This window comes from Xanthobacter autotrophicus ATCC 700552, assembly GCF_043194565.1.
Classification (GTDB): Bacteria; Pseudomonadota; Alphaproteobacteria; order Rhizobiales; family Xanthobacteraceae; genus Xanthobacter; species Xanthobacter autotrophicus_F.
In genome coordinates, this window is record NZ_JBAFVS010000014.1 from 1 (window position 1) to 20,183 (window position 20,183).

Genomic DNA, 20,183 nt, shown 5'->3' on the forward strand with positions numbered 1-20,183 from the left:
CGAGTTCGGCTCCCATGAGCCGAAGCCGGAAACATCCGGCTTCGGGGCGGGAGACGGTTCAACAGTGTGCCCGGTCGCGGCAACAAGCCCTCAAACCTTACTCAGCTGCCGCCGCCGGGGAAGGTTTGGGTGAAGACCGTGTCATCCGTATCCTCGGCACGAACCGTCACCTGTTCCGCTGACGGCGTGTAGCTGAAGCGGAAGGTGGGGTCCTCGCTGATGGAGATGCCGCCTTCCATGGCGAAGAGCAGCTTCCCGCCCTGCTTCACCTCCACCGCGCGCACAAACCAGGCCGGGGTGTAGCCGCGCGTCCACTGATCGATCTGGAGGCCGGAGAAATTGGGGTGGCGGATCTGCACCTGGGCTTCCGGCCGCCCGGCCTGCGCGAAGGAGCGGAAGCGCATCTCGCCCACATGGGCGATGGAGTCCGCCGTATCCTTGGTGGCGGGGGCGGAGCAGCCGCCCGCCGCCTTCACATAGGACTTGGTCATCAGCAGCGCGCCGTCGCTGGTCTCCGCCACCGCGCGCACGAAGGAATAGGAATTCACCCGCACCCGAAGCGACAGGGAGAAGTCCCGCGTGCCCTCGGCGAGGGTGAAGCGGCCGGCCATGGGGGCGGGGTTCTCGTCCACCACCAGCGTCACCGCTTTCAGGGTGCGCGGGTCACCCGGCGGCAAGGCCAGCTGGACCGTCAGGGGCACGAGTGCGGCATCCTCCGCCCGCTCGGGCGCATCGAGCCGCACGATGGCGCCGGCCTCGGCGATGGCCTTGCCCGGGAAGAGATCCGGCCGGATGGAGGCCCAGGTGGCCTCCCGGTCCGGCTCCCGGCTGAGCCGCGGCGCGGGCTCGGTGGCCGGTTCGACGGCCGGTCCCGCGGCAAGGGCGGCGCCGGCGGCGGACACGCTCAGCGCAAGCGCGAGGAGGCCCATCCGGCCGGCGGTCCGGGATGACGAGCGGCGCATCATGGCGTTTCCCTCCTTGAGTGGCTTCCGCCTGCCCCGGCACACGGAAGCCGCTTCATATTAAAGGACATTATATCACTGACCGGCCGACCTTGACTCATCGGACGATGGTCCAAGTCCGCTGCGGCACCTGAGCATAGCTTTCCCGGCGTGGGTCAAAGTCCGGGACCGTTGATATTACGCATATTCTTCCCGCGAATCGGGATCGACTTCGCTCGAAATGCCCTGCTGCCGGTTCAGGGCCGCGGCGTGGCGGGGGTGAGCGGAAGGTCCGCCTGCGACCAGCCGTCGGTTCCCTCCGGAAACCAGGCGACGTTGCGATAGCCGTTTTCCAGCGCCCGCTTCGCCGCATTCCACGACATCCAGCACTGACGCTGGCAGAAGATGACGAGGGGTGCGTTCACATCGCCGCGACTGGCGGCTTCCAGCCCGGCACGGAAATAGGCCTCGGTGTCGGGATTGAGGGCGCCGAAGCCCACGTTGGGCAACCACACGGCGCCGGGAATGCTGGCGTGGGGCGGATCGCGCCACACGGTTCCCACGGGCAGGCCGGTGGGCCGGGGCGGGCGCGGCAGCACGTCGATGAAGGCCGCCCCGCCGGCGCGCCAGATCTCCGCCGCGGCATCCGTGTCCAGCACCTTGGCGCCGGCAAGGGTTGCGGGCGTCGGCGCGCGATAGTCCTCAAGCCGATAGCCGCTCGGCTCCGGCGGCGCCTCTTCGGCAACGGCAACGGCAGGGGCAAGGGGAAGAGACAGGGACACAGCGAGGCCGAGGGCGGCAAACGCTGCACGGGCGCGCGCTGGCGTCACTGGCCCATCCTCGTGTCTCCGGAGGGTGCGGCAGCGGTGATGAGGGCGCCGTCCTCGTCGACGAGGGGCACATGGGCGGCAAGCAGCACCTTCTCGATGTCCGCGGCGCGCTTGCGCAGCACGGTATTGAGCGTCTGCTTCCAGGCATGGTCGGTGGGCCGCACGCCCATGGTGATGCGATAGGTCATGGCCGGCCGCTCGGCTTCCTTCAGCAGCGGCACCACCTTCAGCGGCGTCGGGGCCTGCGCGGCGAAGGCGCCGGCCGTGGGACCCCACAGCAGCGCCCCATCGATCTCCCCCCTCGCGAGGTCGTCCAGCATGTCCTGCGCGGGCGAAGCGAAGCGACGGTCCACCAGGAGCGAATAGGTGCGCGCCTTCGGCAACAGGCCGTATTCAAGCAGATGATCCGCCGGCGGGGTCGCCGCCATGACGCCGAGGCGGGCCTGCTTCAAGCGCGGATCCTCGAGCCGCTCCACGCCGTCGAAGGGGCCGCCGGCCTTCACCACCAGCACATAGACCGACTGGTAATAGGGATTGGTATGCAGCACCGGATCGGCGCCGGCGGCATAGCCGATGACCACGTCGCACAGGCGCCGGCCCAGGGTGTTGCGCACGAAGCCGGGACCCTGCGGCATGAAATAGGTGCGCACCGGGACCTTCAGCTCGTCGGCGACGATGGCGGCGATTCGGTTCTCGAAGCCTTCCCCGGCCATGTTGGAATAGGGCATGTTCGCCGGGTCGGCGCACACCCGGAGCGCGTCCGCCGACACCTGGTCTGGGATCTGCTGGCCGCGCGCACCGGTGGCGCTCAGCAGCAGGATCGCGGCCAGCGCACCGGTGGCGAAGGAAGCGAGGAGCGCGGCGAAACGCTCCCTGGTCGCCGGGGGCCTTTCACTCGCCGAGGCAGGCTTTTTCCGCATCGATGGTTCCCTGCGTCTTGTCATCCCGCTTGGCGGGACGCACGCGGCCCAGTGCATCGTTCGAACGGGCGCGCAGGTAGACATAGATGTCGTCCAGGTAGCACATCACGTTCTTGTTCAGGCCGAACGACGGCATGACACTGTCGTTGCTGCTGGTAATGTTCTGCCGGCCGCCGACCACCACTTCGCTGAACTGGTCAAAATTCATGACCTTGACCGAATTGATGAGGGCCGGCGCGTAGGTGGAGCCCATGCCGTCCGGGCCATGGCACACATGGCATTCGGCATGGTAGCGCCGGTAGCCGGAATAGGTGAACCAATCCACCGTGCCGTCCGGCTTGATGTTGTAGGTGGGCGCGCCGGACGCGTCGAAATATTTGCCGTCCTCCGCCTTCACCGGTTTCGGGTCACCGGGAGGGGTGGTTTCCGCGAACGCGGGCAGGCCGGCGCCGGCGAGTTGAAAGCCGAACGCCGCGAGGAAGAAAACGCCGGCGCGCTTCAGATTGACTTTTGAAACCACACGATCTCTCCAAAAGGGCAGACGAAGGGCTTGGGCCGGCGCCGCAGCGGCGTTCCGTCCCTCACGCTTCAATCAAAATCGCCAAAGCACGCGCGAGGCGGTGCAAGCTGATCGGACGACGCATTCTCGTTTCTTGGAGTGAGAGCGCGATAAACTGATCAGATTGATTCAATCAGATCAGATCGCGTTCCAGCGCGTCCAACGGAAGTCCAACCTTGAATGCGGTGTCGATGTCGGGACCGGCGCGCCGCCTCTGGCGAGGGAGCGTGCCGGTCCGTCTGGGGACGCGCCGGAGAACCAGTCATCCGGGACGCATCGCTCGCGGTTCAGGCCATCGGTCCCATCACGGGATGGCGAACACCGTGAGCTGACCGCCGAGGGCCGTGTAGTTGCTCAGGGCCGCATAGCCGCCCACAGCGCCGAGGCCGGCGTTGGGGTCGTTGAGGCCGGCTGCGAGGCCGATGCCGGCCCAGCCGCCGACGCCCGAGAGCACGGCCACATACTGCTTGCCCTGGTGGGTGTAGGTCATCACGTTGCCGATGATGCCGGACGGGGTCTTGAACTTGTAGAGTTCCTTGCCCGTCTTGGCGTCCACGGCCTTCAGGTAGCCCTCAAGCGTGCCGTAGAAGACCACGCCGCCAGCGGTGGCGAGCGCGCCGGACCACACGGAGAACTGCTCCTTGTTGGACCACACGATCTTGCCCTGGCGGGCATCCCACGCGATGAAGTTGCCCATGCCGCCATGGCTGTTCGGCGCCGGGAACATGGAGAGCGTGGCGCCCACATAGGGCTGGCCGGGGGTGTAGCTCACGCGGAACGGCTCGTAGTCCATGCACACATGGTTGGTGGGCACGTAGAACAGGCCGGTGTCGGGCGAGAAGGCCGCAGGCTGCTGGTCCTTGGTGCCGAGCGCCGCCGGGCAGATGCCGGTGGTGTTGACATCCTCACCCTGCTTCTCGGTGGAATAGCGGCCGACAACCAGCGGACGACCGAAGGTCGGGCTGTTGCGGTCCATGTCCACCTTGGTGGCCCAGTTGACGGCCGGGTCGAACTTCTCGGCCACCAGCAACTCGCCGGTCTTGCGGTCCAGCGTGTAGCCGAAGCCGTTGCGGTCGAAATGGACGAGGAGCGAACGATCCTTACCGTCGATCTTCTGATCGACAAGGATCATCTCGTTGACGCCGTCATAGTCCCACTCGTCGTGGGGGGTCATCTGGTAGACCCACTTGGCCATGCCGGTATCGGCATCGCGGGCGAACACGGTCATGGACCACTTGTTGTCGCCGGGACGCTGCTTCGGGTTCCAGGTCGAGGGGTTGCCCGAGCCGTAATAGACGAGGTTGGTCTGGGGGTCGTACGAATACCAGCCCCAGGTGCAGCCGCCGCCGGTCTTCCACTGGTCGCCCTGCCAGGTCTTCAGCGAAGAATCCTTGCCGACGGGCTTGCCCAGCTCGGTGGTCTTCTCCGGATCGACGAGGATGTCGCTGTCCGGGCCGATGGAATAGGCGCGCCACATCTCCTTGCCCGACTTCAGGTCGTAGGCCGTCATGTGACAGCGCACGCCGAACTCGCCGCCGGAGATGCCGACGATGAGCTTGTCCTTCACCGGGATGACGGTGGCGGTATTGGTCTCGCCCTTCTTGGGATCGCCGTTCACCGCCGACCACAGCACCTTGCCGTTCTGGGCGTCGAGGGCCACCACCTTGGTGTCGGCCTGGTGCAGGAACACCTTGCCGTCCGCATAGGCGAGGCCGCGATTGACCGTATCGCAGCACATCACCGGGATCACGTTGGGATCCTGCTTGGGCTCGTACTTCCAGATGATCCTGCCCTCGTTCTTCAGATCGAGCGCATAGACGATGTTCGGGAAGGGCGTGTGCACATACATCACGTCGCCGACGACGAGCGGCGAGCCTTCATGGCCGCGCAGCACGCCGGTGGAGAAGGTCCAGGAGACCTGGAGCTTGCCGACGTTATCCGCAGTGATCTGCTTCAGCTTGGAAAAACGCGTGTTGGCGTAATCCCCGGTCTGGAGCGCCCACTGGTTGGGATCTTGGGTGAGTTTCAGAACACTATCGTTGGCGCGGGCTGGCGCGCCGGCAAATGCCGTGACCACCGCCGCGGCGGTCAGAACCAAAAGACGTCTCATCCGGGCTTCCTCCGATGGATGCGCGCCCGCCTCCACACACGTGGATCGGGTAACGCACTGAGCGCGTTGTTTTCGCCTTGGGGGACTCCATCTACTTCGGCAGCGTGTCACGACCGGCGTGATGCCATGAAGCCATGCGGTGACTGGCGTCCCGCAGGCCTGCGAACCAACCCCGCGTTCCCCGCACGGAGTTGTTGAAGCCGAAGCTGAGAGGAACGTAAGCAATGTTCTCTCCGGAAGCAATACGCCAAATGTCTGCGGCGACCGGAGTTTTGTTCTGCACCTGCGAAGTAACCATACGTCGTTTTTGCACTGCAATAAGACCAGCGTTGCCCCGGAAAAAATTATTCCCACTCCAGCTCATGGAAGGTGGTGGTGGCATTGCGGGCGTTGAAATCGTCGAACAGCTCCCAGTTTCCGGCCTCGGTGCGGCCCGCTTCCCGCGCCGCCTCCGAGAGGGTCCGCCCCTCCCGCACCATGCCGCGCACGTCGGCCACAAGCCGCTTGAGATAGCGCTCCGTAGGCTCGGCCGCCGCCGGCCAGGCCACCGCCGCCGGGCCATGGCCGGGCACCGCGCGCGCCGCCGGGCGGCGCTTCAGCTCATCGATCAGCGCGATCCATCCCGCCGCCTTGCCGTCCAGCGCCGGCACATGGCCGAGGAACAGGAGGTCGCCGAGGAACCAGGTTCCGGTGGTCACGTCGAGCACGGTAAGGTCGGTGGCGGTGTGGGCGGTCGGCCAGGCTTCCAGGCGCAGCACGCGGTCGCCGAGGTTGATGTCGCGCACATCCGCCACGGTCTCGTCCGGCAGCACCACCCGCGTGCCCGCCGCCGCCGGCCCCACCAGGCGCTCGGTGGCGGACACATAGGCTTGTGCGCGGGCGTCGAGCGCCTCCGGCAGGTTCCGGTGGCCGATGAAGATCACGCCGGGACCGGCAAATGCGGCATTGCCGAGCACGTGGTCGGGATGCATGTGGGTGTTGATGACATAGCGCACCGGCAGCGCCGTCCGCTGCCGGATCGCCGCCTTCAGCTGCGCGCCGGCCTGAAAGCTGCCGCCGGTGTCGATCACCGCCACGGCATCGCGCCCGACCACGAAGCCCGCATTGCCCACGAAGCCGAGATTGCGTGGCAGCGCAAGGGCATAGGGCGCCTGATGGACGAACACACCGCGCGCCACCTCGATCACCGCCAACGGCTCGGCTACTGGTTGCGCTGCAGCATGAGCGGGCACGGCGAAGAGGAGGAGTGCGGCAAGCCGCCGCAAGGTGCTCAAGGTCAGCCGCAGGGTCATGAGCCATCTCCGCGCGCACATGGTGTGGTCCGCAATTTGCGGTGGACCGGCCGCTCACATCAACGGCCGCGGTCGGTGACCGGTGCCGAAATGGGCCCGAGGGGCGATGCGTGACGTTCATCGCCCCTCGGTCCTACACCTCGCTCAAGATCGGGAAGCGGGCGGCGAGCGCCGCACGCTCCGTTTCCACCCAGTCCGGCGCGCGGGCCGAGCGGGGCACGCGAAGGCGCACGTCCTCAAGGACATGAGTGGGGCGGGGCGCCAGCAGGACCAGGCGGTCGGCCAGCTGGAGCGCCTCCCGCACGTTGTGCGTCACCATTACCACGCCCATGCGCCCACCTATGCGCCCACCTATGCGCCCATCCCCGCGCGCGCGCTCCTTGCCATCGCGCTCGACGGCCAGGGTCACGCAGCGCCGCAGCTCCACCGCCGCCTGCGCATCGAGGGAGACGAAGGGTTCATCGAGCACGAGGAGATCCGGCTCCACCACCAGCGCCCGCGCCAGCGACACCCGCCGCGCCAGCCCCAGCGACAGCTCGCCGGGATAGCGGGCGCGGTGCGCGGCAAGGCCGAAGGTTGCAAGCAGGCCGGACAGGTCGGCGCCGCGCCGCGCCGGAGGCAGGACGATGCGGATGTTCTCCTCCACCGTCCGCCACGGCAGAAGCCGGGGCTCCTGGAAGGCGATGCCGATGGCGAGCCGCGCCGGATCGGGGGTGAGGGTGCCTTCAAAATCCCGGTCGAGACCGCAGAGGATGCGCAGCGTGGTGGTCTTGCCGCAGCCCGAGGGGCCGATGAGGCACACGAATTCCCCGCGTGCGACGGTGAGGGCGAGGTCGCGCACCGCCTCCATGGCGACGCCGTCGGGCCGCCGATAGGTCTTGGCCGTTATGCGGGCCTCAAGGAGGCTGTCGGCGGGGCTCACCTGTCCGGCCCTCATGTCAACGGGTTTCCAGGCGCCAGCGCCGGGCATGGGCTTCGAACGGCTGCAGCACGCCATATTCGATGGCCAGCATGACGGCCATGAAGGCCAGCGCATAGCCGAGCACCGCAGCCACGTCGAACAGCTGGAAATAGACGGAGATGGCATAGCCCACCCCGTTGGGCCGCCCCAGCAGTTCCACCACCAGCACGATCTTCCACACCAGGGCGAGGCCGGAGCGCGCCGCCCCCGCAAGGTGCGGCTCCAGTTGCGGCAGCACCACATGGCGCATGCGATCGAGGAACGACAGGCGGAAGGCGCCGGCCATCTCGTCCAGCTCCGGCGACAATGCCCGCGCCCCCTCCCGCAGCAGCACGGCGACGGTGGGGATCTTGTTGAGCGCCACCGCCAGCACCGCCGCGGTCTCGGTGAGGCCGAGCCAGATGTAGCAGAGCACGGTGATGACGAGGGCCGGCGTGTTCAGCAGCACCACCAGCCACGAGTCGAACACCCGATCCAGCCGCCGCACGCGACCGAAGGCGACGCCAATGACGGCGCCCACCGTCATTGCCAAAACGAAGGAGACCGCCACCCGCGCCAGCGTGACCGCGAGGTTGGCGAACAGGTCGCCCGCCGCCGCCTCCTTCGACAGGAAGGCGAGCACCGCCTCTGGCGGGGGCAGGGCGCGACTGTGGGCGAGCACCGCCGCCCCCTGCCACAGCACCAGCAGGGCGATGAGCGAGCCGACGCGCACCAGGGCGCCGGACCAAGAGAAGCTCATGGGGTGAATCTCATAGGATGAAGCTCATGGGATGAAGCTCATCAGGTCAACCTCATGGAGCGCGCCTGGCCACGAAGGCTTCATCGCGACACACCCTCCGGCGCGAAATAAAGGCCGGGCGGCAGGCTTGCCGCCGGCCCCACCAGGCGCTCGCCGCCGAGCCGCGCCAGCACGGCATAAAGCTCAGCCGCCGCCGCTTCGTCCTCCGCCAGCGACAGGCGCGGCACGCCGGCGATGAAGCCCGCCCGCAGGGCGGTGAAGGTGGCTTCGTCCGGCGCCTGCATCTCGCGCCGCGCGGCGGCCCAGGCGGCCTCCGTCCGGGCCGGATCGTCGCCGGAGAGCACCGCCTTGGTGGCGCGGGAGGCGCGGGCGAAGGCGGCGACGGTGGCGGGATGGGCGCGGGCGAAGGCGCCGTCGAACACATAACCCACCAGCGTCGGCTCGCGCGGCACGCCGAAGCCGCGCACCAGATCCTCGACGCCGATAAGGCGCCGGAAACCCTTGGGCGCCAGCCGCGCGCAGAACGTCCAGTAGAGCAGCGCGGCATCGAGATTGCCCCGCTCCAGCTCCGCCGCCAGCAGGGGCGGAGCTGCGAACACGGGACGCGACGCGCTCTGCAGGTCGAGGCCCGCCTGCGCCTGGGCATGGGCCTTGAGCATCAGCCAGCTCTTGTCGAGGGCACCGCCCGCCACTCCCAGCCGCTTGCCGGCCAGATCGGCCACGGTCTTCAGAGGCGAATCAGAGCGCACCATCACCGCCCCCTCGGCGGAGGAGAAGGGCAGGTAGACCAGGTCACGGCCCTCCGCCTTCACCCGCGCCGCCCACAGCAGGTCGGACAGGATGGCATCCACCGCGCCGGCCTGGAAGGCGATGCGGCCGGCATCATTGGTGGCGAAGCGCTGCGGGGCGAGGGTGACACCGTGGGCGGCATCGAGCCCCAGCGCCGTCATGGCGGCGATCTCCCACGCCCCGGTGCCGAACTGGAGCAGGCCGAGGCGCAGCACCGGCGAGGGACCGGCATTCGGGTCGGAAGCGGCGCGGGCGGACAGTCCCGGGGACACAGCGACGCCCGCGACCACGCCCGCCGTGAGCGCGAGCATGCGACGGCGCGTCAGCATCCCCTGTCCTCCCTCATGGCCCGAGCGGTGCAATGGCCCGAGCGGTGCACGAAACCGCAGGCGCGTTTGCGGGTAGTCTGGAGACGTTCCAGTTTGTTGTCTACGGCAACCCGCCGTCCCGTCGATACTAAGAGAAAAATGAGAAATCATCTGCCGTCGTCGCATCGGAACTTCATCCGTAACCGCACCGGCGGTCCATCTTTGCACGTAGGACGGGCTCAATGGTCTAGAAAGATTAGAGGTGATTGACTGAACACCTCAAATCACTATCCTGCCACAATCAAGCGATGCCGGTGATACTGCGGTACAGCGCGGCAGAGCGCAGTGCGGGTCCTGAATCCGGATAAAACGCAGGGGCGGGACGATGAGGGCGGAAACTTCCTGGCGCGCCATTGCCGTGGCGCTCGGCCTTTCGGGGGCATCCCTGCCGGCGATGATTTTGGTGTCGGGGGCGGCGCTTGCGCAAACCGCGCCGGCGGCCGAGGGCGCCGCCATCGAGCTGCCCACGGTGGAGGTGGTCGCCACCACGCCCCTCACCGGAACCGGCATCGATGTGGACCGGGTGCCGAGCACGGTGACCATCATTTCGGCGGAAGAGTTCAACCGCCTGCAGTCCTTCTCCACCATCGACGCCCTGGTCCAGTACACGCCCAGCGCCAATTCCACCGACGTGCAGGGCAACGCCTTCTTCCAGGACTTCCGCTTCCGCGGCTTCGCCGCCTCCCCGCTGCAGGGCACGCCGCAGGGCATCGCGGTCTACCAGAACGGCATCCGCGTCAACGAGGCGTTCGGCGACACGGTGAACTGGGACCTTATTCCCGAGGTGGCCATCGACCGCGCCGAGGTGTTTACCAACAATCCGGCGTTCGGCCTCAACGCGCTCGGCGGCGCCGTCTCCATCCAGATGAAGAACGGCTTCACCTATCACGGCTTCGAGGGCTCGGTGCAGGGCGGCTCGTTCGGCCAGATCGGCGGCTCGATCCAGTATGGCGGCGAGAAGGACGGCGTCGGCCTCTACATCGCCGCCGACGCGGTGCGCGACGACGGCTGGCGCAAGCAGTCCCCCTCCGAGCTGGCGCGCTTCTACGGCGACCTCGGCTGGAAGGGCGACAAGGGCGAGCTGCATTTGGTGGCCAGCGTCGCCAGCAATTCGCTGGGCGTGGTGGGTCCCACCCCGGTGGAGATGCTCGCCTTCGACTACACCTCGGTCTACACGTGGCCGCAGACCACCCAGAACGACATGGGCCTGCTGGCGCTCAACGGGCGCTACGACCTCTCCGACACCTGGCAGCTGCAGGGCAACCTCTATGTCCGCCGCTTCAAGCAGTCCCATGTGGACGGCAACGATGCCGACCTGGAGGATTGCAGCGACACCTGGAACCCCGGCGTCGGCGAAACCAAGATGTGCCTGGAGGAGGACCAGTTCACCGGCCCGCCCGGCGGCGGCACGCCGCTCACCAATCCGCAATACGCCGCCTTCCGCAGCCAGATGGTGCTCTATGACCAGAACGGCAACACCATTCCGTTCAACGAGCTTGCCGCCAATCAGCTCTATGGCGTGATCAACCGCACCTGGACCGAGACCACCACCTATGGCGGCTCGGTGCAGGCGACGAGCACCGACAAGCTGATCGGCCACGACAATTATTTCGTCGTCGGCGGCAGCGTCGACTACAGCACGGTCAACTTCAAATCCAGCACCGAGCTGGGCATCACCGACATCAACACCCTGGGCGTGGCCGGCACCGGCATCTACCTGCAAAACCAGCCGAATTATACGCTGCCGGATGAATATCAGGTGTACTACCTGCCGGTGAACCTGGACGCCACGACCACCTATTACGGCCTCTACGCCACCAACGCGTTCGACATGACGGACCGCGCCACCCTGACCATGGGCGCGCGCCTCAACGTGGCGCAGATCACCATGCAGGACGCCAGCGGCACCAGCCCGCAGCTCAATGGCGACTACACCTTCGCCCGCATCAACCCGGTCATCGGCGTCACCTACAAGATCACGCCCGAGGTCACCGCCTATGGCGGCTATTCGGAATCCAACCGCGCGCCGACCCCGCTGGAGCTGAACTGCGCCGACCCCAACCGGCCGTGCCTGCTGGAGAACTCCCTGGTGGCCGACCCGCCGCTGGAGCAGGTGGTGTCGCACACCTACGAGGCCGGCCTGCGCGGCGGCAGCAAGCTCTTCGGCGGCGCCCTGAGCTGGAAGCTCGGCCTCTACCGGGTGGACAGCGACGACGACATCATCGCCCTCGCCAGCGAGCAGACCGGCTACGGCTATTTCACCAACGTGCCCGCCACCCGCCGGCAGGGCTTCGAAGCCGGATTGCAGTACGCCAACGGCCCGTTGAAGCTCTACGCCAACTACGCCTATATCGACGCCACCTTCCAGTTCTCGGGCACCCTTGCCTCGCCCAACAATCCGCTGGCGGACGACGGCGAAATCTTCGTGACCCCGGGCGACCAAATTCCCGGCATCCCGGCCCAGACCCTGAAGTTCGGCGCCGACTACATGCTGACGGACAAGTGGAAGGTGGGCGGCGACGTCATCGTGGTGTCGAGCCAGTATTATGTGGGCGATGAATCCAACATCAACCCGCAGCTGCCGGGCTATTGGGTTGCCAATGTGCGCACCAGCTACCAGATCACGCCCAACATCCAGGTGTTCGGCCTGATCAACAATCTCTTCAACCAGAAATACGCTTCCTACGGCACCTTCTTCGACACCGATTATCTCGGCCTCAACAACGCCCAGATGCAGAGCCCCGGCCAGCCCCTCTCGGCCTATGCCGGCCTGAAGGCGACCTTCTGAGGGTCGGATTTGGGGAATTGGCCGATCGTCACGCAAGACCAATGTCATGCCCGGCCTTGAGCCGGGCATCCACGTCTCACCGCCTGAGCCAACATGTGAAAAGCGCTCCCGGCCGCGCCGCGTGGATGGCAGGACCCCGCATGTTTGCGGGGTCCGCTCACAGAGCCGGAAGGCGGCAACAGCCGACTTCCGGGACAAGCCCGGCCATGACGGTGTGGTGCAAACAGGCGCTGAGAACCACTTTGGACCATCATCCGGGATGGCGCCACCGTCCCATCCCGCCCCTGCACCGCAGCATCCTGCGGTGTTTTCGTACTGTCATCGACCGTCGATTTTTCGCAGTGCAAGGAAAAGGTATCCTGCGGCAAAGACACCGGAAGGATAGACGCAAACGCCCTTGCGCGGCGCGCGGCGTTGGTTCAAGAGTCTAGCCCATTCGACTGCGTGCGGGGAAACAACCGCCGAGCTCCGGAGCGATCCGGGGCGAAGCCACCCGCTAATGTTTCCCCCGACACGGAGCTGCGCCATGGCGGAATCCGCCCCCATTCTCCACATCATCACCCCCCTGAACCACGTCAGCCCATTCGACGTGAACATGGCGGTGGATGCCGGCTACACCACCATCGCCCCCTATTCCCGCGTCGCCCTGAGCGAAGTGCGGGACCTGACACAGGACATGATGTTCTCCCGCGCGCCCCAGTCGGCGCCGCGCACCGGCCTGTTCATCGGCGGCAAGGATGCCGCCCTCGCCCTCGACATGGCGGCGGAGGCGAAGGCCTCCATCTTCCCGCCCTTCGAGATTTCCATCTTTCCCGATCCCGCCGGCTCCTTCACCACCGCCGCCGCCATGATCGCCAAGGTGGAGCAGGCCCTGCTGAAGACCCGGCCCAAGGGCCTCGAGGGCGTCGCCGTGCAGGTCTATGGCGCCACCGGCGTGGTGGGCTCCATCGCCGCCGTCATCGCCGCGCAGGCGGGGGCGCTCGTCACCCTCGTCAGCCATCGCGAAGTCGCGGCGGTGGAGGAGAAGGCGAAGGACCTGAAAGCCCGCTTCGGCGTCGACCTCGCCTGCACCGCCGCCGTGACCGACGCGGAGAAGGCCAAGCTCGTCCCCGAGGCGGAAGTGGTCCTCGCCGCCGGCAAGGCGGGGGTGGAAATCCTCACCGCCGCGCATCTTCAGGCCGCCACGCGGCTGCTGGTGGCGGCGGACGTGAATGCCGTTCCCCCCGCCGGCATCGCCGGCATCGGCGCCCATGATGCGGCGGCCGCCCTGCCCCACGGGGTCGGCATCGGCGCGCTCGCCATCGGCAACCTGAAGTACGCCGTGCAGCACACCCTGCTGAAGCAGATGTGCGTCACCGACACCCCGCTGTTCTTCGATCTTCCCGCCATCTTCAAGCTCGCCCGCGAGCTGGACGCGTAGGAAGGCCACCATGCTGATCCGCTCGACTTGTCCCGCCCGGCCCCGCGCCCGCCGCGCGGGGCTTGCCCGCGTTCGCCCGCTCCGGGAGACCCGGCCATGACCTCACAGCCGACCTCGTCCATGCCCCTGATCACCCCTGCGGACGCCGTGCCCGCCATCAGCCTCGCCACCTGCGTGGCGCCGCTGGTGGAGGCCCTGATCCGCGACGCCGATGCCCTGCGCCTGAAGGTGTCCCGCGGCCCGCGCGATGCCCTCATCGTGGATGCCGGCATCGCCGCCAAGGGCGGTCTGGAAGCCGGCCGCCGCATCGCCGAGATCTGCCTCGGCGGGCTCGGCCGGGTGGCGCTGGTGCCCGCCGGCCGGTTCTCGCCCTGGGACACGCTGGCGAGCGTCTCCACCTCCGATCCGGTTCTGGCCTGCCTCGGCAGCCAATATGCCGGCTGGAGCCTCGCCGCCGGCGACTTCTTCGCCCTCGGCTCCGGCCCCGGCCGGGCCATTGCGGCGGTGGAAACCCTCTACGGGGAACTCGGCTACCGCGACCGGGGCGAAAAGGTCACCCTGGTACTGGAAACCTCCGTGGTGCCCCCGGCCGAGGTGGTGGACGAAATCGCCGCCCGCTGCGCCGTGGCGCCGTCCGACATCACTCTGATCCTGACCCCCACCAGCTCGCTGGCCGGCACGGTGCAGATCGTGGCGCGGGTGCTGGAAGTGGCGCTGCACAAGGCGCACGCGCTGCATTTCCCGCTGGAGCATATCGCCGACGGCGTGGGCTCGGCGCCCATCTGCCCGCCGTCGCCGGATTTCCTCACCGCCATGGGCCGCACCAACGATGCGGTGCTCTACGGCGGCGACGTGCATCTCTTCGTCCACGGCCCGGCGGAGGCCGCAAAAGACCTCGCCGCGCGGTTGCCCTCGCTGGCGTCGCGGGATTACGGCCGGCCGTTCGGCGAGATTTTCGCGGGCTATGACTGCGACTTCTACAAGGTGGATCCGCTGCTGTTCTCCCCGGCACGGGTGACGGTGAGCGCCATCGACCATGGCGAAAGCTTCACCGCCGGCGGCTTCGACCCCATCCTCATCGCCCGCTCCTTCGGGGGCTGAGGTGGCGGGCCTCGTGCTCTTCGCCGAGCGGGTGGACTGGCATACCCGCTCCCTCATGGCCGCCATCAAGGCGCGTGGACACACGGCGCGGGTGATCTCGCTGAAGACCTGCGGCTTCGCCGTGGGGGAGACCGCCCACGGCCTGCTGCTGCCCGGCTTTGCCGACGACCTGCCGGACGCCTGCTTCGTGCGCTCGGTGCCCGCCGGCACGCTGGAGCAGGTCACTGCCCGGCTGGGCGTGCTCCATGCCCTGCGCGAGATGGGGGTGCGGGTGATGAACGACGCCCGTGCCATCGAGCGCTGCGTGGACAAGAGCGCCACCACCTTCCTGCTGGCCCGCGCCGGCCTGCCGACGCCCCGCACTTTGGTGCTGGAAGACCGCGCCACCGCCCAGATGCTGGTGGATTCGGCCCCCGGCGACAGCGTGCTCAAGCCCATGTTCGGCGCCCAGGGCCGCGGCCTCATGCGCCTTGCGCCCAAGGCCCGGCTGCCGGACGCCGAGGAGGTGGGCGGGGTCTACTACCTGCAGGATTTCGTTTCGGCCCCGGCCCGGCCTGCAGCCTCGGAGACCCACGAGGATTTCCGCGTGTTCGTGGTGGGCGGACGCGCCGAGGCCGCCATGGTGCGCCGGGGCACGTCCTGGATCACCAATATCCACCAGGGCGCCACCGGCGTGGAAGTGGCCGCCGAGGGCCAGCTTGCCGACCTCGCCGTGCGCGCGGCAGCGGCGGTGGGCGCATCCTATGCCGGGGTGGACCTCATCGCCGATGGGTCCGGGCGGCTCACGGTGCTGGAGGTGAATTCCATGCCGGCCTGGCGCGGCCTTCATGACGCCACCGGGCGCAACATGGCCGAACCGCTGGCGGAATGCCTCGTCGCCGAGCCGGTGACGGCGTAGGCTCAAGACCGGGTTGTCGGATTTATGGGAAACGGCGCATGCGCGTCTTCGTCTGCGAGTTCGTGACCGGGGGCGGCCTGCGCGACGCGGCGCTGCCGGCGAGCCTCGCGCGGGAAGCCGCCCTCATCCGCGATGCCATGCGGCGCGACCTTGCTGCTTTGCCGCAGGTGGGCGAAATCCTGCTCGCCGCCGATGATCGCCTGCCCCTCCTGCCCGGCGCTGTCCCGGTTGCAGCCGGGGCGGACGCCTGGGCCATCTGGCGCACCCTCGCCGAACGTGCCGACGTGGTGTGGCCGGTAGCGCCGGAGACCGATGGCGTGCTGGCGCGGCTGGTGGAGATGCTGCGGGAGAGCGGCGCCCGCGTCCTCGCCTGTACGCCTGAGGCCATCGCCGCCGCCGGCAGCAAGCTTCAAACCGCGCACCGCCTCGCCGCCGCCGGGGTGCCGCACATCCCCACCTTCCCGCTGGCGCAGGCGCCGGACCTCACCGGTCCGCGCATCACCAAGCCGGACGACGGCGCCGGCTGCGAGGACACCCAGTTCTGGCCCCCGGGAGTGCCCGCCATCCCGGCCTGCCGCGATGGGCTGGTGATCCAGCCTTTCGTGGCCGGCGCGGCGGCCAGCCTCACGGTGCTCGCGGGGCCGGAGGGCGTGCGGCTGCTCGCCGTGAACCGCCAGCACATCCGCGTCGAGAACGGCAGCGTGGTCCTTGCCGGGCTTTCCGTGGGCGCCCTCGAAGATGGGGACGGACGCCTCGCCGCACTGGCGCGGGACGTGGTGCGCGCCTTCCCCGGCCTGGAGGGCATCTTCGGCATCGACATCCTCCTGACCGAAGCGGGACCGGTGGTGGTTGAGGTCAATCCGCGCCTCACCACCGCCTATGCCGGCCTTGGCCCGGCCCTCGGCCTCAATCCGGCGACGCTGCTGCCGCCCTTCGCGGACAGGGGCGCGGCCCGCGGTACCGGTGCCCGCGGTCCGGTGGAACTGGCGCTCGCATGAGCATTCCGATGGACGATCCCATCCTCGGCTGGGATGTGGGCGGCGCCCACCTGAAGCGCGCCGTGCTCGCGCCGGACGGCAGCCTCCTGTCCGTCGAAATGGTGGCCTGCCCGCTGTGGCAGGGCCTCGACAAGCTGGATGCCGCCATGGCGACGCTTTCGCCCGCCACCGGCCGCTCCGTGGTGACCATGACCGGCGAATTGACGGACCTCTGGCCCGATCGCGCCTCCGGCGTGGCCGGTCTCTCCCAGGCCCTGGCGGAACGGCTGGGCGCGGACATGCGCATCTATGCCGGGCGCGCCGGCTTCGTCCCGGCCGCCGAAGCGCCGGACCACGCGGGAGACGTGGCCTCCGCCAACTGGCACGCCACCGCCGCGGCACTCGCGCGCATGTGCGGCGAAGGCGTTCTGGTGGATATTGGATCGACCACCACCGACATCATAAAGTTTGCCGGCGCAGAAGTTTGCTTCGCTGGCTACACTGACGCTGAGCGGATGGAAGCCGGAGAGCTGGTCTATAGCGGCGCGGCGCGAACGCCGGTGATGGCGCTGGCCGCCACGCTCCCGTTCCGAGGCCGGCAAGTGCCGCTCATGGCGGAGCATTTCGCCACCACCGCCGATGTCCACCGCCTCACCGGCGAACTGCCCGAAGGGGCCGACCTGCATCCGGCGGCGGACGGCGGCGAGAAGACCCGCGAAGCCAGCGCCCGCCGGCTATTGCGCATGGTGGGACGGGACCTTGGTCCCTGCTCCATGGCCGAGGCGGAGGCCTTCGCCGCCTTCGCCGCAGAGGTGCAGCTGCACCGGCTGCAGGGGGCTCTGGCGCAGGTGCTTTCGGCCGGAGGCGTGGCGGCGGATGCGCCACTGGTGGGGGCGGGAGTCGGGCGCTTCCTGGCGGCGCGGCTCGCGGCGCGCAGCGGCCGGCCCTACCGGGATGCGGGGGAAATCCTGGCCGAATGCCCCGCCTTCGCCGCCGCCGCCGCGGATTGCGCGCCGGCGGTGGCCGTCGCGCGGCTGGCACTTTATTAGCCGGCGCAATTAATCTCAAGCGCCGGGATCACTGTCCCGCTTGTCCAAAGATGGATGCCCCGAACAAGCCGGGACATGACGATGGTGACGGGTGAAACCGCACAGCCGCTTTCACGCCGGCTGCCTCAACCGCACCGGTATCAACACGGTACGCACCGTGAACCGCAGCACCCGGCGGAAGGCACGGCGCGGCCGTGGGGGCCGGCCGCACAGGCATGCCCGCCCGCCCCCCTGCCCCGCCTACTTCTTGCTGCCGTCGGCGTTGAACTGGGCGAGGAACGCGATGAGATCCTTGCGCTCGTCCTCGTTCTTCACGCCGGCGAAGGCCATCTTGCCCTTGGGGGCGAGCACCTTGGGATTGGTGAGGTAGGCATCCAGGGTCGCCGCGTCCCACACCTTGCCGGCGGCGGCGCCGTCCTTGATGTCGGCGGAATAAGCATAGCCCTCGAAATGCGCCCACTTGGCGCCGACGATGCCGTTGAGCGGCGGACCCACCTTCGCCTTGGCGTCGGGGCCGATGGCGTGGCACGCCATGCACTTCTTGAAGGCGGTTTCGCCCTTGGCCACATCAGGATCCGCGAGCGCGGAGCCGGTCGCGGCGGCCAGGAGCAAAGCGGAAACAAACACGGCGCGCATCATCAGGCGTTCCTCTCTTTGATCATTGTCTACGAAGGGCGGGCCGGACTGGCCCACCCCTGCCGTCCATCCCTCACTGAAGGACGAGAATCTCGCCCGCGCCCCCGGCGAGGCGGTTGCCCACCAGGCGCTCCGCCCGGACCCCGAGACGATCGCCGAACAGGCCGGCAAGGTCCGGTACGCGGCGGGCGAGCAGCGCCAGCATAACGAAATCATGGGGACCGGTGGAGACGAAGCCCGGCGCCGGGGCCTCGGGCGCGGTGGCGACAAGGAGCGTGCCGCGCTTCATGCCGCGTCCGGCGCCGGCAGCAACGCGCCCCGCCACCGCGAGGGTGCCGGCGATCAGGCCGTCCGCCGCGCGGGGGCCGGCATCGCCGCCCACCAGGATCAGCCCGCCGCGCATGCGGGCGCCAAGGCTTGGCCCCACGCTGCCGGCCACGGCCACGATACCGTCCTTCATGCCCTGCCGGTCGCCGGTGAGGGCACCGCCCACCCCCGCGCCGGCCGAGCCCGCGACCTCGATGCGACCGCCCTCAAGGCCCGCCGCAAGGCCGTCGCCGGCATCGCCGCGGATGACGAGGCGGCCGCCGATCATGCCCGATCCGGCGAGGACGCCCACCGGGCCATCCACCTCGATGGCGCCTTCGGCCATCTGCGCGCCCACGAAATCAAGGCGCGGATCACCGCCGATGACGAGGGCGTCGCCCTCCACCTCCGAGACCTCGAACAGGTCACCGAGGGGCACGGCGCCATTGCCATAGGGCAGCGTGAGCCAGGACACCGCCTGGGCGGACAGGCCGGCGAGGGTCGCCGGGTTGATGCCCGAGAGGTCCGCGCGCGCGGCGAGCGGCGCGCGGAGTGTGAGGCGATAGGCGCTCATATGGTCGTCTCCCCGGCGACAGGAGCCATCAACTGGCGCAGCTTGAAATGGAAGGGGCCGAGATTGCCGCCATAATTGCCGGCATCGATGGCCACCACGCCGGCGGCAGCGCCAAGGCCGCAGACGGCGGTGATGCCCGCCTGCATGCTGGCAGCGACATCATGTTCACAAAGCCCGTCGATGACGATCTCCAGCACGCTTTCCACCTCCGGCGGCAGGGCACTGTTGGAAACCCCGCGCAGGGTCGGGCAATAGGCATCGTTGGTGGAGGCGATCATGCCGGCATATTTGGCGCCCACCTTGGAGCCGGAGCGCACCACGCCGCCCGGAAACGGCATGATGGCGCCGCGCACCTGGCCCATGGCCTCCACCGCCACCTCGGCGGCCGCGAGGGCGGCGGGACGCGAGCGGGCGAGGATGAGGAAGTTGCCGCCGCCCACCGCGCCAGTGGTGGAGCCCACCACCTCGTCGCAGACGAACTCGCCTTCCATGACCGGGATGCGCCAGAAGCGCCGCCCGTCGATGGACTTGGCGATCTGGTGGCCGTCGCCGAAATAGCGCAGCGCCCGACCAAGCGCGATGGCCGCGCCGCCCTCCAGCCCCGAATAGCAGGCGGAGGTGGGCGAGGTGAGCACGCATTGCCCGGCCCTGAGCGGCACCACCTTCTTCAAATCCTTCAGGGACATGGCGAAGATGAGCACGGCGTAGCCCGGCCGCCCGTCCGGGGTCTCGCCGGGGCCGAGCTGCCGCTCGATGGCGGCCTCGCAGCCGCAGCCGATGACCGAGGTGGCGAACCCGGTCAGGCTGGCGGCGGCGGTATGGGCCCAGCGCGGCGTGTCGGCGGTGATGATGAGGCGCGTTCCCGCCATGGGAAACGCCTCGGCGAAGCTGTCGCGAATCTCGACGCCGTTGATGATCATGGGAG

Annotated in this window: 18 protein-coding genes; 6 read left to right on the forward strand and 12 right to left on the reverse strand. The window is 68.6% G+C overall.

Annotation, left to right across the window (positions count from 1 at the left end; all coding sequences use genetic code 11):
* Window positions 1-101: 101 nt before the first annotated feature.
* From V5F48_RS15385 to V5F48_RS15425, 9 genes are all read right to left on the reverse strand, one after another.
* Window positions 102-965, reverse strand: a complete 864-nt coding sequence (locus tag V5F48_RS15385; protein ID WP_394259409.1) for a quinoprotein dehydrogenase-associated SoxYZ-like carrier — start codon at window positions 963-965, stop codon at window positions 102-104.
* 233 nt (window positions 966-1,198) lie between these two features.
* Complete coding sequence (locus tag V5F48_RS15390; protein WP_394259410.1) at window positions 1,199-1,771, reverse strand: PQQ-dependent catabolism-associated CXXCW motif protein; 573 nt, start codon at window positions 1,769-1,771, stop codon at window positions 1,199-1,201.
* On the reverse strand, window positions 1,768-2,691 hold the full coding sequence (locus V5F48_RS15395) for a substrate-binding domain-containing protein (protein WP_394259411.1): 924 nt from the start codon (window positions 2,689-2,691) through the stop codon (window positions 1,768-1,770). The genes V5F48_RS15390 and V5F48_RS15395 overlap by 4 nt, the downstream gene beginning before the upstream one ends.
* Entirely contained in the window at window positions 2,663-3,133 is a 471-nt protein-coding gene (locus tag V5F48_RS15400; RefSeq protein WP_394108736.1) for a c-type cytochrome, methanol metabolism-related, read from the reverse strand. Before V5F48_RS15400 ends, V5F48_RS15395 begins: the two co-directional genes overlap by 29 nt.
* Before the next feature lie 421 nt (window positions 3,134-3,554).
* A complete protein-coding gene (gene xoxF5, locus V5F48_RS15405) occupies window positions 3,555-5,360 on the reverse strand; it encodes a lanthanide-dependent methanol dehydrogenase XoxF5 (protein ID WP_394108620.1) in 1,806 nt (601 codons plus the stop codon).
* A 344-nt stretch (window positions 5,361-5,704) separates the two neighbouring features.
* Window positions 5,705-6,652, reverse strand: coding sequence for a quinoprotein relay system zinc metallohydrolase 2 (locus V5F48_RS15410; RefSeq protein WP_394259412.1), 948 nt, complete (start codon window positions 6,650-6,652; stop codon window positions 5,705-5,707).
* Between the two features lie 133 nt (window positions 6,653-6,785).
* Window positions 6,786-7,589, reverse strand: a complete 804-nt coding sequence (locus V5F48_RS15415) for an ABC transporter ATP-binding protein (RefSeq protein WP_394259413.1) — start codon at window positions 7,587-7,589, stop codon at window positions 6,786-6,788.
* 1 nt (window position 7,590) lies between these two features.
* Entirely contained in the window at window positions 7,591-8,352 is a 762-nt protein-coding gene (locus V5F48_RS15420) for an ABC transporter permease (protein WP_394259414.1), read from the reverse strand.
* 80 nt (window positions 8,353-8,432) lie between these two features.
* Window positions 8,433-9,470 carry an ABC transporter substrate-binding protein gene (locus V5F48_RS15425; RefSeq protein WP_394259415.1) on the reverse strand — a complete coding sequence of 346 codons (1,038 nt, stop codon included), beginning with the start codon at window positions 9,468-9,470 and terminating at the stop codon, window positions 8,433-8,435.
* Between the two features lie 364 nt (window positions 9,471-9,834).
* Between V5F48_RS15425 and V5F48_RS15430 the strand changes: the two genes are divergently transcribed.
* The 6 genes from V5F48_RS15430 to V5F48_RS15455 all read left to right on the forward strand — a co-directional run bounded on the left by V5F48_RS15430 (window position 9,835) and on the right by V5F48_RS15455 (window position 17,742).
* The gene (locus V5F48_RS15430) at window positions 9,835-12,297 is read left to right on the forward strand and encodes a TonB-dependent receptor (RefSeq protein ID WP_394259416.1); all 2,463 of its coding nucleotides are present in this window, start codon (window positions 9,835-9,837) and stop codon (window positions 12,295-12,297) included.
* A gap of 526 nt (window positions 12,298-12,823) precedes the next feature.
* Window positions 12,824-13,717 (forward strand): methylene-tetrahydromethanopterin dehydrogenase N-terminal domain-containing protein, encoded by an 894-nt coding sequence (locus V5F48_RS15435; protein ID WP_394108626.1) that lies wholly within the window; start codon window positions 12,824-12,826, stop codon window positions 13,715-13,717.
* Between the two features lie 120 nt (window positions 13,718-13,837).
* Window positions 13,838-14,818 carry a methenyltetrahydromethanopterin cyclohydrolase gene (mch, locus tag V5F48_RS15440; protein WP_394259503.1) on the forward strand — a complete coding sequence of 327 codons (981 nt, stop codon included), beginning with the start codon at window positions 13,838-13,840 and terminating at the stop codon, window positions 14,816-14,818.
* A gap of 1 nt (window position 14,819) precedes the next feature.
* Window positions 14,820-15,716: a RimK family alpha-L-glutamate ligase gene (locus tag V5F48_RS15445; protein ID WP_394108628.1), complete on the forward strand. Its 897-nt coding sequence runs from the start codon at window positions 14,820-14,822 to the stop codon at window positions 15,714-15,716.
* 38 nt (window positions 15,717-15,754) lie between these two features.
* Window positions 15,755-16,714, forward strand: coding sequence for an ATP-grasp domain-containing protein (locus tag V5F48_RS15450; protein WP_394259417.1), 960 nt, complete (start codon window positions 15,755-15,757; stop codon window positions 16,712-16,714).
* Window positions 16,711-17,742: a hydantoinase/oxoprolinase family protein gene (locus V5F48_RS15455; RefSeq protein WP_394259418.1), complete on the forward strand. Its 1,032-nt coding sequence runs from the start codon at window positions 16,711-16,713 to the stop codon at window positions 17,740-17,742. Before V5F48_RS15450 ends, V5F48_RS15455 begins: the two co-directional genes overlap by 4 nt.
* A gap of 240 nt (window positions 17,743-17,982) precedes the next feature.
* Here the strand turns inward: V5F48_RS15455 and V5F48_RS15460 are convergent, their stop codons facing one another.
* From V5F48_RS15460 to fhcD, 3 genes are all read right to left on the reverse strand, one after another.
* Window positions 17,983-18,381: a c-type cytochrome gene (locus V5F48_RS15460; RefSeq protein ID WP_394259419.1), complete on the reverse strand. Its 399-nt coding sequence runs from the start codon at window positions 18,379-18,381 to the stop codon at window positions 17,983-17,985.
* A 70-nt stretch (window positions 18,382-18,451) separates the two neighbouring features.
* Window positions 18,452-19,258 (reverse strand): formylmethanofuran dehydrogenase subunit C, encoded by an 807-nt coding sequence (locus V5F48_RS15465; protein ID WP_394259420.1) that lies wholly within the window; start codon window positions 19,256-19,258, stop codon window positions 18,452-18,454.
* On the reverse strand, window positions 19,255-20,178 hold the full coding sequence (gene fhcD, locus V5F48_RS15470; RefSeq protein ID WP_394259504.1) for a formylmethanofuran--tetrahydromethanopterin N-formyltransferase: 924 nt from the start codon (window positions 20,176-20,178) through the stop codon (window positions 19,255-19,257). The genes V5F48_RS15465 and fhcD overlap by 4 nt, the downstream gene beginning before the upstream one ends.
* Window positions 20,179-20,183: the final 5 nt, after the last annotated feature.

Bases quoted from the DNA above. Each gene is read 5' to 3' on its own strand.
- V5F48_RS15385 (WP_394259409.1), bottom strand. From the start codon at position 965: ATGATGCGCCGCTCGTCATCCCGGACCGCCGGCCGGATGGGCCTCCTC.
- V5F48_RS15395 (WP_394259411.1), bottom strand. From the start codon at position 2,691: ATGCGGAAAAAGCCTGCCTCGGCGAGTGAAAGGCCCCCGGCGACCAGG.
- xoxF5 (WP_394108620.1), bottom strand. From the start codon at position 5,360: ATGAGACGTCTTTTGGTTCTGACCGCCGCGGCGGTGGTCACGGCATTT.
- V5F48_RS15410 (WP_394259412.1), bottom strand. From the start codon at position 6,652: ATGACCCTGCGGCTGACCTTGAGCACCTTGCGGCGGCTTGCCGCACTC.
- V5F48_RS15415 (WP_394259413.1), bottom strand. From the start codon at position 7,589: ATGAGGGCCGGACAGGTGAGCCCCGCCGACAGCCTCCTTGAGGCCCGC.
- V5F48_RS15420 (WP_394259414.1), bottom strand. From the start codon at position 8,352: ATGAGCTTCTCTTGGTCCGGCGCCCTGGTGCGCGTCGGCTCGCTCATC.
- V5F48_RS15425 (WP_394259415.1), bottom strand. From the start codon at position 9,470: ATGCTGACGCGCCGTCGCATGCTCGCGCTCACGGCGGGCGTGGTCGCG.
- V5F48_RS15430 (WP_394259416.1), top strand. From the start codon at position 9,835: ATGAGGGCGGAAACTTCCTGGCGCGCCATTGCCGTGGCGCTCGGCCTT.
- V5F48_RS15435 (WP_394108626.1), top strand. From the start codon at position 12,824: ATGGCGGAATCCGCCCCCATTCTCCACATCATCACCCCCCTGAACCAC.
- mch (WP_394259503.1), top strand. From the start codon at position 13,838: ATGCCCCTGATCACCCCTGCGGACGCCGTGCCCGCCATCAGCCTCGCC.
- V5F48_RS15450 (WP_394259417.1), top strand. From the start codon at position 15,755: ATGCGCGTCTTCGTCTGCGAGTTCGTGACCGGGGGCGGCCTGCGCGAC.
- V5F48_RS15455 (WP_394259418.1), top strand. From the start codon at position 16,711: ATGAGCATTCCGATGGACGATCCCATCCTCGGCTGGGATGTGGGCGGC.
- V5F48_RS15460 (WP_394259419.1), bottom strand. From the start codon at position 18,381: ATGATGCGCGCCGTGTTTGTTTCCGCTTTGCTCCTGGCCGCCGCGACC.
- V5F48_RS15465 (WP_394259420.1), bottom strand. From the start codon at position 19,258: ATGAGCGCCTATCGCCTCACACTCCGCGCGCCGCTCGCCGCGCGCGCG.
- fhcD (WP_394259504.1), bottom strand. From the start codon at position 20,178: ATGATCATCAACGGCGTCGAGATTCGCGACAGCTTCGCCGAGGCGTTT.